Origin of the sequence: Stenotrophomonas sp. A3_2, from assembly GCF_036624925.1 — a bacterium.
Classification (GTDB): Bacteria; Pseudomonadota; Gammaproteobacteria; order Xanthomonadales; family Xanthomonadaceae; genus Stenotrophomonas; species Stenotrophomonas hibiscicola.
The window spans coordinates 1-11,985 of the sequence record NZ_JAZKVY010000277.1 but is presented as its reverse complement, the minus strand read 5'-3'; the positions used below and the strand labels follow the sequence as shown (position 1 = coordinate 11,985).

General features: G+C 68.0%; 15 protein-coding genes. 4 read left to right on the top strand and 11 right to left on the bottom strand.

Going from position 1 to position 11,985, the window contains the following annotated elements; all coding sequences use genetic code 11:
* The first annotated feature begins 24 nt into the window (after nucleotides 1-24).
* Nucleotides 25-396, top strand: coding sequence for a DUF423 domain-containing protein (locus R5H29_RS13370; RefSeq protein ID WP_019659313.1), 372 nt, complete (start codon nucleotides 25-27; stop codon nucleotides 394-396).
* A 383-nt stretch (nucleotides 397-779) separates the two neighbouring features.
* Here the strand turns inward: R5H29_RS13370 and R5H29_RS13365 are convergent, their stop codons facing one another.
* Genes R5H29_RS13365 through R5H29_RS13345 form a run of 5 tightly spaced genes read right to left on the bottom strand, consistent with a single transcriptional unit; the run spans nucleotide 780 to nucleotide 3,478 of the window.
* A complete protein-coding gene (locus tag R5H29_RS13365) occupies nucleotides 780-1,589 on the bottom strand; it encodes a M15 family metallopeptidase (RefSeq protein ID WP_332329279.1) in 810 nt (269 codons plus the stop codon).
* Between the two features lie 9 nt (nucleotides 1,590-1,598).
* The gene (locus tag R5H29_RS13360; RefSeq protein ID WP_019659311.1) at nucleotides 1,599-2,192 is read right to left on the bottom strand and encodes a PH domain-containing protein; all 594 of its coding nucleotides are present in this window, start codon (nucleotides 2,190-2,192) and stop codon (nucleotides 1,599-1,601) included.
* 3 nt (nucleotides 2,193-2,195) lie between these two features.
* Nucleotides 2,196-2,375 (bottom strand): DUF4177 domain-containing protein, encoded by a 180-nt coding sequence (locus R5H29_RS13355; RefSeq protein WP_019659310.1) that lies wholly within the window; start codon nucleotides 2,373-2,375, stop codon nucleotides 2,196-2,198.
* Nucleotides 2,372-2,551 carry a hypothetical protein gene (locus R5H29_RS13350; RefSeq protein WP_019659309.1) on the bottom strand — a complete coding sequence of 60 codons (180 nt, stop codon included), beginning with the start codon at nucleotides 2,549-2,551 and terminating at the stop codon, nucleotides 2,372-2,374. Before R5H29_RS13350 ends, R5H29_RS13355 begins: the two co-directional genes overlap by 4 nt.
* 45 nt (nucleotides 2,552-2,596) lie before the next feature.
* Nucleotides 2,597-3,478, bottom strand: coding sequence for an SPFH domain-containing protein (locus R5H29_RS13345; protein ID WP_332329278.1), 882 nt, complete (start codon nucleotides 3,476-3,478; stop codon nucleotides 2,597-2,599).
* A 137-nt stretch (nucleotides 3,479-3,615) separates the two neighbouring features.
* On the opposite strand from R5H29_RS13345, the gene purT reads away from it, so the two are divergent.
* Nucleotides 3,616-4,803 carry a formate-dependent phosphoribosylglycinamide formyltransferase gene (gene purT / locus R5H29_RS13340; RefSeq protein WP_155029135.1) on the top strand — a complete coding sequence of 396 codons (1,188 nt, stop codon included), beginning with the start codon at nucleotides 3,616-3,618 and terminating at the stop codon, nucleotides 4,801-4,803.
* Nucleotides 4,804-4,932: 129 nt separating this feature from the next.
* On the opposite strand, the gene R5H29_RS13335 is transcribed toward purT, so the two are convergent.
* On the bottom strand, nucleotides 4,933-6,147 hold the full coding sequence (locus R5H29_RS13335; protein WP_332329277.1) for an endonuclease/exonuclease/phosphatase family protein: 1,215 nt from the start codon (nucleotides 6,145-6,147) through the stop codon (nucleotides 4,933-4,935).
* A 38-nt stretch (nucleotides 6,148-6,185) separates the two neighbouring features.
* The gene (locus tag R5H29_RS13330) at nucleotides 6,186-6,941 is read right to left on the bottom strand and encodes an arginyltransferase (protein ID WP_005408547.1); all 756 of its coding nucleotides are present in this window, start codon (nucleotides 6,939-6,941) and stop codon (nucleotides 6,186-6,188) included.
* Nucleotides 6,942-7,097: 156 nt separating this feature from the next.
* Here R5H29_RS13330 and R5H29_RS13325 point away from each other — a divergent pair, with 156 nt between their 5' ends.
* Complete coding sequence (locus R5H29_RS13325; RefSeq protein WP_164145504.1) at nucleotides 7,098-7,658, top strand: EF-hand domain-containing protein; 561 nt, start codon at nucleotides 7,098-7,100, stop codon at nucleotides 7,656-7,658.
* Between the two features lie 51 nt (nucleotides 7,659-7,709).
* Here R5H29_RS13325 and R5H29_RS13320 read toward each other — a convergent pair whose 3' ends face one another.
* The 4 genes from R5H29_RS13320 to R5H29_RS13305 form a co-directional block, all read right to left on the bottom strand.
* On the bottom strand, nucleotides 7,710-8,927 hold the full coding sequence (locus tag R5H29_RS13320; RefSeq protein ID WP_332329276.1) for a sigma-70 family RNA polymerase sigma factor: 1,218 nt from the start codon (nucleotides 8,925-8,927) through the stop codon (nucleotides 7,710-7,712).
* Nucleotides 8,928-9,151: 224 nt separating this feature from the next.
* The gene (locus R5H29_RS13315; RefSeq protein WP_332329275.1) at nucleotides 9,152-9,661 is read right to left on the bottom strand and encodes a pathogenicity-like protein; all 510 of its coding nucleotides are present in this window, start codon (nucleotides 9,659-9,661) and stop codon (nucleotides 9,152-9,154) included.
* Between the two features lie 4 nt (nucleotides 9,662-9,665).
* The gene (gene tesB / locus R5H29_RS13310) at nucleotides 9,666-10,565 is read right to left on the bottom strand and encodes an acyl-CoA thioesterase II (RefSeq protein ID WP_032953622.1); all 900 of its coding nucleotides are present in this window, start codon (nucleotides 10,563-10,565) and stop codon (nucleotides 9,666-9,668) included.
* A 79-nt stretch (nucleotides 10,566-10,644) separates the two neighbouring features.
* Nucleotides 10,645-11,421 (bottom strand): enoyl-CoA hydratase/isomerase family protein, encoded by a 777-nt coding sequence (locus tag R5H29_RS13305; protein ID WP_019659300.1) that lies wholly within the window; start codon nucleotides 11,419-11,421, stop codon nucleotides 10,645-10,647.
* Nucleotides 11,422-11,455: 34 nt separating this feature from the next.
* Here R5H29_RS13305 and R5H29_RS13300 point away from each other — a divergent pair, with 34 nt between their 5' ends.
* Entirely contained in the window at nucleotides 11,456-11,902 is a 447-nt protein-coding gene (locus tag R5H29_RS13300) for a copper chaperone PCu(A)C (protein WP_134730360.1), read from the top strand.
* Nucleotides 11,903-11,985: the final 83 nt, after the last annotated feature.

Sequence of the window (11,985 nt, the reverse complement as noted above, 5' to 3'; positions counted from 1 at the left end):
AAGGGCGCTGCGCAAGGAGCCCACATGTTCAATCTCGAACGTCGCGCACGTAAGCCTTCGCTGCTGGCCTGCCTGGGGGCACTGCTGGCCGCCGCCTCGATCGGCCTGTCCGCCTATGCATCGCATGGCGTGGCTGATCCGCTGGCGCAGCAGCATCTGAACATGGCGGCGCTGTATGCGTTCGCGCACGGTGCGGTGCTGGTGGCGCTGGGGCCGCGCGCGCAGGGAGCGATCGCGCACCTTGCGCTGTACGTGCTGCTGCTGGGTGTGCTGTTGTTTTCCGGCAGCCTGGTGGGTGGTGCGCTGTGGCAGTGGCCGACGCGGATGGCACCGATCGGTGGCACCAGCATGATGGCCGGATGGGTGTTGCTGGCGATCAATGCGTTGAGGCGGTAACTGAGTCGACGTTGTCGCTTCGATCCATGCAGATGCGATCTGCACCGTTCATGGGCGTTACTTTTCTTTTTTCGCGAAAAGAAAAGTAACCAAAAGAAACGCGCCGCCGGCCACGAGCCAGTGCTGCGCACCGGTCCCCTGCGCTCCTCGGCGCATCGAGGGGCGGTGCGGAGAGCAGCCGAGCATGGCTCGGCTCTACAGAATCGCAAGCACCTCTTCGCCCTCGCCGGACCTGCGGTGCTCGGCTCGCTTGAAGGCGGACCCAACAGCCGCGCGCTGATCCGTTGTAGTGGCTTCGAGCGAAGCGACCGGCTTTTGTCTTTGCTGTCTTGTTCCATCCCGCGGCCATGCGCTGACCGCTCCAGGCTTTCGCCACGAGGGGCTCAGCCGTTGGCCGGTCTCCAGCACCAGTGCCAGGGTTCGTAGACGATGCCGTGCGGGTTGTCGCGTGGGTAACTCAGATGGAAGCCATGCCCGCCGGCATGCACCTGCAGCCAGGCGAACGCGTCGGTGGCTTCGAACGATTCTTCGGCCGGCGCATCGCCAGGTGTGCCGATGTCCAGCGCGTAGCCGCTGTGGTGTTCGCTGAAACCCGGGGCGGCATTGACCTTCAGGATCTCTGCCACGCTCAAGCCGCGCGCCAGCTTCCGCTCGAAGATGCCCAACTGGTAGGCATGGCTGCGGAAGCCGGAGATGGCGTCCAGCGCAATTCCATCCTGTGCCGCGTGCAGTCGCATCCGCCGCCAGCCCTGCGCGGCGGCACGGTGCAGCCACAACGGGCGGGCGAAGCGGTCGCGGCCGGCGAAGTGCAGCAGGCAGGGTTCGGATTCCAGCGGCAAGCCGCTGCCGTCTGCGTAGCGCTGTGCATCCAGGCCAAGCTGCTGCAAGCGCTGCTGCAACCCGGCCAGCGGCAGCCATTGTTCTTCCAGCCCGGCGGCGAAGGGCCGCGCTGCCGCGGCATCCAGCAGCGCCAGTGCTTCCTCGACCCCGGGCTCGCGTGGCAGGCGCGGCACCATGGCGTGCACACCCTGCGCCAATACCGCCGCCAGGTAGCGGCCATCGCGCTTGCGCCGCAGCACCCAGTGTGCCTGCGACAGCAGGCGTGCATCCAGGTTGCTGCGTGCACGCAGCAGGTGCGCGGGCCACAGCTCGATGGCCTCGGTGTTGATCAGCAGGGGGGCGCGTCGTTGCATCTCAGCAGCTTACTGCCGTGGCGCCGACGCGGCCACTTTGTGCAGCGCATCGAGCAGCGCCTGCGGCCGGTCCACGCTGAGCAGCAGCGTGCTGCCGTCACTGACCGGCAGGGCGAGGACACGCGCACGATCGGTGACCAGAGCGAAGCCCTTGCCGCCCCCGTGCAGGCGGAAGTGGCCGGAATAGAAGCCTGGCACTGAATAGCCATTGGTTTTGACACGGATGCCATAGCGGCGGTCACGCTGCAGGTCGACCACCTCGGCCTGGTCCAGCCGCAGCTGTGCCACCGGGACGCGGCGGCGGTACATCGTCGAGCGCACATCCAGCACGTTGTCGTCCAGTTCCACCCGGCGACGGAAGAATGCTGCGCCCAACCCGATGCCGAGTACCGCGATCACCAGCAGACTCCAGGCGGCACTGCCACCCATCCGGAACCAGGGCGGCGACAGCGCTACTTCGATCCAAGGGGCACTGGCCGGCGCCTTGTACAGCTGTGCGTACACGCACGCCACGAAGGCAGCCAGCAGCGGAAGCACGATCCAGAGCACGCGCAACGGCGAGCTCTCGGCCACTTCAAACGTCTTCGGGTCGCTGCCGCCCATGCGTCAGGCCTCCTTCTTGAACACCAGCATCGCCGGGCGCATCGGCGCCGGGATGATGATGTTGACCAGTTCCCAGCCCAGTTGGCCCTGGCGGCTGAGTTCGGCCTGGATGTCCTCGGCCTTGAGCAGGCCCATCATGGACGTCTTGACCTCGATGGTCTGGTAGCTCCAACGCTTGCTCATTCCTTGTCCTCCGACGATGGCGCGGGTTTCGGCAGGCGTCCCGCCTTGCGCAGGGCGTCGCGCAGCACGTATTCGATCTGCGCGTTGAGGCTGCGCAGTTCGTCATCAGCCCAGCGCTGCGCAGCAGCCAGGACGTCGGCATTGATGCGCAGCGGGTAGGCTTTCTTCTCACTCATGGGGGCTCCTGGCGGGGCGGTGGGGCACCCCGTTGCGAGTGTGGCTCAATACAGCGAGCCGGCATTGACGATCGGCTGGGTGCCGCGGTCCGAGCACAGCACGGTGAGCAGGTTGCTGACCATGTGCGCCTTGCGTTCCTCGTCCAGCTGCACCACGCCGTTCTTCTGCAGTTCGGCCAAGGCCATCTCGACCATGCCCACCGCACCAGCAACGATACGCGTGCGGGCGGCGATCACCGCGTTGGCCTGCTGGCGTTGCAGCATCGCCTGGGCGATTTCGGCGGCGTAGGCCAGGTGGCTGATGCGCGCGTCGATCACCTGTACACCGGCATCGGCCAGGCGCTCGGCCAGCTCGTTCTTCAGGTGCTGGGAGATCTCGCTGGCGTGGCTGCGCAGGGCCAGCTGTCCATCCTCGTGCTGGTCGTAGGGATAGCTGGTGGCCATCGCCCGCAGTGCCGATTCGGACTGGATGTGCACGAAGCTCTCGTAGTCGTCCACGTTGTAGACGGCCTCGGAGGCATCGACCACCTGCCAGACGATCACCGCGGCGATCTCGATCGGGCTGCCGTCCAGCTCGTTGACCTTCAGCTTGCCGCTCTCGAAGTTGCGCACGCGCTGGCTGACCCGGCGCTTGGCATAGAAAGGGTTGTTCCAGCGCAGGCCGTTGTCCTTCACCGTGCCCACGTACTTGCCGAACAGGCTCAGCACCGCCGCCTGGTTGGGCTGGATGGTGTACAGGCCGGCCAGCGTGAACACGCCCAGGACTACCAGCAACGCCCCCAGCAGCATCAGCAGCAGGTTGGGCGAGCCGGTGCTGGCCTTGGCTGCCACGCCCACCACGAACAGGGCGGCGCCGGCGAGGCCGACGAGCAGGGCGCCGACCAGCGTGCCGAGGCCGTTGAGGGAAGACAGCGACTTCTCTTTCATGGCGGTACGTCCTTGAGGGTTCGAACGGAAGATATCAAAGTGATATCAGTTCCAGGCTACCGTTCGTCGGATGGCATGGCCAGAGGGCGCGGCCAGCTAGAATGCCCATCCGCCTTCACATTGCTGCTGGAACCGCCATGGCCAAGCTTGGAACTCCGTTGTCCCCCTCCGCCACCCGCGTGCTGCTGCTGGGCTCGGGCGAACTCGGCAAGGAGGTGGCCATCGAGCTGCAGCGGCTGGGCGTGGAGGTGATCGCCGCCGATCGCTACGCCGATGCGCCGGCCATGCAGGTCGCGCACCGCTCGCACGTGATCGACATGCTCGATGCGATGGCGCTGCGCGCTCTGATCGCCGAGGAGCAGCCGCACCTGGTGGTGCCGGAGATCGAGGCCATCCACACCGAGACCCTGGTCCAGCTGGAACAGGAGCAGGGCCTGCGGGTGATCCCGACCGCGCGTGCTGCACGCCTGACCATGGACCGCGAAGGCATTCGCCGCCTCGCCGCCGAAACCCTGGGCCTGCCGACCTCGCCGTACCGCTTCGTCGATACCGAGGCCGAGTACCGTGCTGCGGTGGCCGCCATTGGCCTGCCGTGCGTGGTCAAACCGGTGATGTCGTCCTCGGGCAAGGGCCAGAGCACCCTGCGCAGCGAGGCGGACATCGCCCCGGCATGGGAGTACGCGCAGACCGGTGGCCGTGCCGGGGCCGGTCGCTGCATTGTCGAAGGTTTCATCGATTTCGACTACGAGATCACCCTGTTGACCGTGCGCCATGCCGGTGGCACCTCGTTCTGTGCGCCGATCGGCCATCTGCAGAAGGATGGCGACTACCGCGAAAGCTGGCAGCCGCAGCCGATGTCGAGCGCGGCACTGGCACGTGCCGAGGAGATCTCACGTGCGATCACCGACGACCTTGGCGGCTGGGGCCTGTTCGGCGTGGAGCTGTTCGTGAAGGGCGACGAAGTGTGGTTCAGCGAAGTGTCGCCGCGCCCGCACGACACCGGCCTGGTGACGCTGGTATCGCAGGAACTGAGTGAGTTCGCGCTGCATGCGCGCGCCATCCTCGGCCTGCCGATCCCGCTGATCCGCCAGAGCGGCCCGTCGGCATCGTGCGCGCTGTTGGCCCACGGCGAGGGCGTGCCGTACTTCAACAACGTCGCCGCCGCACTGCAGGTGCCGGACACCGCCGTGCGGCTGTTCGGCAAGCCGAGCGTGCATGGCCACCGCCGCGTGGGCGTGACCCTGGCGCGCGCGGAAACCATCGACGAAGCACGCGCCATCGCGCGTGATGCCGCCGACGCCATCGGCGTCGAACTGCGTCCGTAAAGCAAAAAGGGGACGGAGGGGATTAAGTCGTTTGTGGCACAAACGGCTTAATCCCCTCCGTCCCCTTTTTCCGGTGGGTACCGACCGTTGGTCGGTACAGATTTCCGTGCAGTCGACTAACAGTCGACTCTACCGCACATCCACCCACACCAGGTGGTGGTCGCTGCCGTCGGCGATCTTCGCTTCCGGGCTCTCATTGGCCGGCCAGAAGATGCCGCTGCCCACGTATTCGAAACCGGTCGAGGGCAGCACGTAGTCCAGGCGCATGGTGCCGGACTTCGGGCCGAAATCGCCAGTGGCGTGGAACGGTGCGCCCTTGCGCTCGATGCCCTTGGCCGCATAGGCCAGGCTGGTCTGCTCGCCGCCGACGCTGCGCGGGGTGGGGTAGCGCAGCACGCGGGCGTTCTCGATCAGCTCGACGATCGCCTCATGGCGGCCATCGCCATCGGCCGGGTCATTGTTGAGGTCGCCGAGGATCACAAAGCGCGCATCCTGCGCCAGGCCGCCGCACTGGCCCTTGTCGTCGCACAGCCAGGGCTTGTCACCCTTGGACAGGTATTCCTGCCACAGGCGCAGTTCGTCATGGTTGCGCGCCGCGTTGCGCTTTTCCGGGCCATCGAACACCGGCGGGGTCGGGTGCGAGACCAGCGCGTGGACCACGCCGCCCGGGGTCTTCACCGGCACGTCCCAATGCGACTTCGAGGACAGGCGCAGCTGCGACCACACGTGGTCGTTGTAGAAGCTCTTGCCGGTGCGCGGATCGACCGGACGGATCGCGCCGGGCATCGCGCTCCACTTCAGCAGCTGGAAGCTGCGCACCTTGGCTTCGTCGATCGGGTAGCGCGACAGCACCAGCATGCCGTACTGGCCGGGGTGCAGGCCGTAGCCCCACGCGTCATTGCCACGGCTGCGGCCTTCGCCGCCGACCACGCCGTTGTTGTCCAGGTCCAGGCCGCTGGGCACGCCGGTGTTGACCGGGGCCAGGTAGCGATAGGCGAAATGCAGCGGCTTGCCGCCACCGGGCTGGGCGACTTCCAGATAGCGCTTCTGGAACAGGTCGGCGGCGCGATGGGCGTCGTCGAAGTCGAACTCGTTCAGCAGCACCAGGTCCGGGCGCACCTGCTGCAGCACTGCGGCGATCTTGCGCGCGTGCTCGCTATCGCCTTCCAGCTCCTTGATCAGGCCGCCGGCGTCATCGGAGTACAGCGAGGTGTTGTAGGTGGTCAGGCGCAGCGCAGCGGACGGCTTTTCGGTCATCGCAGGGGACGTGGCGAAGGCAGGGGCCGTGGCGCCGCAGAGCAGGGCCAGGGCGAGGATCAGGGGATGGCGGCGGGTCATGTTCATGGGCCGTATTGTGCACCCGGCCCGGTGTCAGCGGTTTGTCAGCGCCCGTCCAGATCATTGTCGAAATCGTGCCAGCGGCGGCCATCGTAGGCTTCCAGCGGATGGAAGCGGCGCTTGTAGTCCATCTTCTGGTGCCCGCGGATCCAGTAGCCCAGGTACACGTGGGGCAGCCCCTCGCGGCGCGCCCACTCGATCTGCTGCAGGATCGCGAAGGTACCCAGCCCGCGTGCGGCGTGGTCCGGGTCGAAGAAGGTGTAGACCGCCGACAGGCCATGCTCGGTGACGTCGGTCACTGCCACCCCCAGCAGCTGGCTGGGCTGGCCGTCGTGGCCGGGCAGGCGCATCTCCATGAAGCGGGTGTGCGACCAGCTGCCGATCAGGAACTGCTCGAATTCGTGCGGGCCGTGGTCGTCCATGCCGCCATTGGCGTGTCGGTGGGTGAGGTAGCGGTGATACAGCGCGAACAGGTCGTCGCGGGCGGTGGCGGCGGTTATCCGTACCTCCAGGTCGGCATTGCGGGCGGCGCAGCGGCGCTGGCTGCGGTCCGGAGCGAAGCGCGCCACCGGGATCCGCACCGCCACGCAGGCCTGGCAGTGCGCGCAATGGGGCCGGTAGACCAGATCGCCGCTGCGGCGGAAGCCCCAGCTCAGTGCCAGCGGATAGAGCGCACCGAGGCGGCGGTCGTTCGGGTCCAGCACCAGGTCGCGTGCCACCCGGTCCGACCAGTACCCGCAAGGGTGCTCGCCGGTCTGGAAAAGTCGCAGTTCGTCGTCTCTGTCGCCATGGATCGCCATGGACACAGCATAGCCCCAGCCCGTCGCAGTGGCGGCGACTGTCCGCCGGATGAACGGAACCGGCAGCAGCGTCAACCGATGTCGCGTCCGGGCGTTGTTGTCCCTCGAGGGTGAAGTGATCACCCCGACGCTGTTCCCATCCCCAGGAGTGACCTCATGATCCGTACCCCCCTGCTGCTGGCCCTGCTGCTGGGCACCTCTGCTTCCGGAATCGCGCTGGCCGCCGACACCCCGGCCACGCCGGCACCGCGCCCGGCCAAGCTGGACACCAACGGTGACGGCGTCATCGACCGCAGCGAGGCGGCCGCCAACCCGCGCCTGGCTGCGAAATTCGACGAGCTGGACAAGAACAAGGACGGCAAGCTCTCGCGCGACGAACTGCCGCGCTGGCAGCACGGCCGCCGCGGCCATGGCGGTGAGCGCTGGGCCACGCTGGACGTCAACAAGGACGGTCGCATCAGCCGCGACGAGGCCAAGGCCGATCCGCGCCTGGCTGCGCGCTTCGACCAGCTCGACCTCAACAAGGACGGTTACCTGGACAAGGCCGATCGCGAGCTGCGCATGAAGCAGCATCGTGATGCCTGGTTTGCCGCCGCCGACACCAACAAGGACGGCCAGCTGAGCAAGGCCGAGTTCGACACGGCCAAGGGTCCGATGCACGGCGGCCCGCGCCACGGTGGCCCGCGTGATGGCAGCGCGCCGAAGCCGCAGCGCTGAGTTTCAATGCAGTGATTGACGACAACGCCGGCGCATCGCCGGCGTTGTCCGTTACAGCCGGCCGCTCCGCACCAGCGAATACAGCACAAGCGCGATGACCATCAGGTTCATGGCGATGATGCCGGTGCGGCCGTACATGGCCTCGTACTTCCAGTTGGTTCCGGTGAGCCCGCGCTGCAGCGAGTCACGCGCGATCATCGGCGCCATCAGCCGCTGCAGCGGTACCAGGCACTGGTAGTTGACTACGGCCAGGCCCGCGACCTGCACCAGCAGGACGGCCCAGAGCGGCGCCTGCAGCAGCACTGCCATCAGGATCGTCAGGCACCAGAGCATGCAGGTGCCGATGTTGAGATAGAGGAAACGGCGGACGTCGGCGCGCTCGGCCTCGCTGCGGGTGTACGACATCAGGAAGCGTCCACCGAAGTAGCTGCCGACCGTGCCGCCGACCACGCCACCGATGACCGCTCCCCAGCTTTCAGCCGGCATCATGTGCAGTTGCCCCAGTGCGGCGGTCAGCGAGCCCATCGCGGTACCGCCGGCGGCACTGGCGCCACCGAGGCTGAGCTTGCTGCCACCGATGCCGACACCGGTGCCGAGCAGGATTGCGGCACTGGCGGTGCCGGGCGCCGCCACCAGTACCATCGAAACCACCGCCGTAGCGAACGCGGCACTGGGTGCGCTGCTACGCGCGAACTCACCGAAGCGCTGCAGCAGGCCGTCGCGCACCAGCGCGCGGGCGCGCGACAGGCGCTTGCGCACCGCAGCGTCGCTGAGCCCGAGCAGGTCGGCCACCTGTTGCGAGCGCTGGCCCTCGCGGTAGTACAGCAGCAGCACTTCGCGGCTGTCTGCGGGCAGGGCAGAGATGATCTCCTCGGCGGCGATCTCCTCTTCCACCCGCTGCAGGCGGTCGGCAGCACCCGGGGCGGGGTCGGCGGCCATGCCCATCGCCACCTCGGCCGCCTCGCCAGTCAGCGGGCGCCCGCGCTGGGCGCGCAGCCAGTCGCGGGCCAGGTTGCGGGTGATCTGCCGCAGCCACGGCAGGAAGCTGGTCGAACGGCGCAGCTGGTGCAGCTGCTGCCAGCCCTTGACGAAGGCCTCCTGGGCGATGTCCTCGCTGGCTTGGCGGTCGCGGGTGATGGCCAGCGCGATGGCGGTGACCGTGTTCTGGCAGGCCAGCACGATGCGCCCGTAGGCGTGCTGGCAACCGCTTGCGGCGGCGGGCAGTTCGCGTTCCAGGGTCTGGTCGATCGATGCGGCGAACGTCGTCATGGCGGCGGCTCTCCTGCTGGGATTGTGTCCCATGACGGAGCCGCGCGCGAAGTGTGACCGCAGATGCTGATGCATCTTCGGTCCGCGCATTCCACCTCATCCCCGCGCCGTTGGCGCGCCCCCTTGAACAACAAGGGGGGGCCAATCCTGACGGGTTACGGTGAAGTCGCGGCCCTGCTGACAGGCCGCTGCGCTCGCCGGGCATGGCCCGGCGCTACCGCCTCTTACTTGGAGGGCTGGATGCGGACCCGCACTTCTTCCTCTGCCGGCGCGGCCTGCGGTGCCGGCTGTGCCTGCTGCGGCTGGGCCTGCGGGGCAGGGGCCGGCGCGACCGGTGCCGGGGCACCACGATGGCGCAGGCCGATGACCAACGCCACGCCAGCAATCACCACCAGCAGGGCGATGCGGATGCGCCAGGCCCAGCTGCGGCCGCCGCTGCCCGGTTCCGCCGTGTCGCGGAAGGCGAATTCGGCGGTCGGATGGTCGCGACGGGTGGTATCGAGCAGGCGCGCATCGCGCAGGATTTCGCGCGCACGTGGCTGGTCGTCAGCACGTACGATCCATACCGCCGGATAGGCGCTGGCATTGCCCAGGTCGGTATAGCTGAACTGGCCGCGGCGACGGGTCTTGTAGGAGCGCCCGTTGGTCACCTTGACCTCGATGCCATGCCCGCGCAGGAGCTCGGCGACGCCTTCGACGGTTTCCACGCGCTGGCTGCTGAAGATCTGGCGCATCGGTTTACTCCTTGGCCGGCACGGCGGCGGCCGCGGCCTGGTCCGGAACGACGCGGATCAGGCCTTCCTGCGCGGTGCTGGCCACCAGTACGCCGTTGCGGGTAAAGAACTGGCCACGGGCCAGCCCGCGTGAATCCTGCGCGCTGGGGCTGTCCAGCGAGTACAGCAGCCAGTCGTCGGCGCGGAACGGGCGGTGGAACCAGATCGCATGGTCGAGCGAGGCCATCTGCACGTGCGGGTGGTAGTAGCTGATGCCGTGCGGGAAGGTCGCCGTGCCCAGCAGGTGGAAGTCGGACGCGTACGCCAGCAGTGCCTGGTGCAGCTCCGGGGCATCGCCGACCGGCTCGCTCAGGCGCAGCCAGACCTGGTGGTAGGGCGGACGCTTGGGCGGGTTCAGTTCGTCGCGCGGATAGACGTGGCGGAACTCGAACGGGCCACCGCGCGACAGCCAGCGCTGCACCTTGATCGGCAGGCGTTCGAGCACTTCCGCCGGCAGCGGCCGGTTCGGTTCGATGTCTTCCGGCTGCGGCACCTCGGGCATCTTGTGCTGGTGCTCGGCGCCGGTCTCGGCCTGCTGGAAAGAGGCCGCGCAGAAGAAGATCACCTTGCCGTGCTGGATCGCGGTGACCCGTCGCACCGAGAAGCTGCCGCCATCGCGGGTGCGGTCCACGTCGTAGACGATCGGGTGGTCGATGTTGCCGGCGCGCAGGAAATAGGCGTGCAGCGAGTGCACGTGGCGGCCATTGTCGACCGTGGCCTGCGCTGCGGCCAGCGCCTGGCCCAGCACCTGCCCGCCGAACACGTACTTGGTGCCGATGTCGCGGCTCTGCCCGCGGAACAGGTTGTCCTCCAGCCGCTCCAGCGTGAGCAGGTCGATCAGCTCGGAGACGACGGGTTCGGGCATGTCGTTCAAGGGGGCGGCCACAGCAGTGAAGAGGCCCCGATTATACCGGTGCAGGCCAGCCCATCATCGGTAGCGCCGGCTACTTGCCCAGCCGCGCCACCAGCGCCTGCAGCGCGTTCTGTGCATCCGGGGCGAACCAGGCCTCGACGAAGCGGTCGAGCTGGATCAGGTCCGGGTGCAGCGCCTCGTGCAGGTCGGCGCGGGCGATGGCGCGGGTCAGCAGCATCGGCTGGCGCGGCTGCTTGAGCAGGTTCTGCAGCCAGGCCACGGCACGTGCCACCACCAGGTCACCCTCGGCCAGCTCATCGACCAGCCCGATCTGCAGCGCCTGTTCGGCCGGCACCAGCGAACCGGTGGTGAGCAGCACGCCGGCGCGGTGCACGCCCACCGCACGCCGCAGCAGGCGCTGGATGCCCTCCGGCGCGATCAGGCCGACCTGCACTTCGTTCAGGCCGATGGCATACGGGCGCGACGGATCGGCGCTGCGCGCCATCACCCGGTAGTCGCAGCACAGCGCCAGCACGCAGCCACCGGCCGGCGCGTGGCCGGTGATCGCGGCCACCACCGGGATACGGCTCTCGGCCAGCGTGCGCACCGCGCCGAAGAAGGCGTTCCAGGTGTCCAGCAGCCTGTGCTTGTCATCGCCGTGCGAGAGCAGGTGCGGCACGTCCATGCCGCCGGTGAAGATGCGCTCGCTGCCCGACAGCACGATGCCGTGCGCGTCTTCGGCCATGGCCAGCTCGATGGCGTGGATCAACTGCCGGCACAGGTCGGTGTCCAGTGCGTTGACCGGCGGCCGGGCCAGGCGCAGCTCGCGGATGGGGCCGTGGTTGATCACCTCGATGAGCGTCGTCATGCTGCGGTCTCGTTGCGAAGAAGGAACCTGGGCGATGATAACCAAACCATTCGTTGGCGTACTGTGGGTTCTGTGTGCGGCCGCAGCATCGGCTTCAGCGGCCGAACCGGCCTGCGTCACGGTGGAGCAGGGCTGGGCGCGGTTGCCACCGAATCCGGCGATGCCGATGACCGCTGGTTACGGCGTGATCCACAACGGCTGCAGCAAGGCGGTGGCGATCACTGGCGCAGCCAGCAGCAGCTTCGATGATGTGTCACTGCACGAGACCACGATTGTCGATGGCGTCAGCCGGATGCGCGCGATCGAACGCCTGCCGCTGGCGCCGGGCGCGCGTGCCGAGCTCAAGCCCGGCGGCCTGCACCTGATGCTGATGCAGGGCAAGGGCGCGTTGAAGGAAGGCCAGGCGTTGCCGTTGCGGCTGCAGCTGGAAGGCGGCGGCGAAGCGAGTGCGACGTTGACCGTGCGCAAGGCTGCGCCGTAACGCGTCGCCCGTTCCGCCGGGCATGGCCCGGCGCTACCAGTGATGATCCGGCGGTCATGCCTGGGTAGCGCCGGGCCATGCCC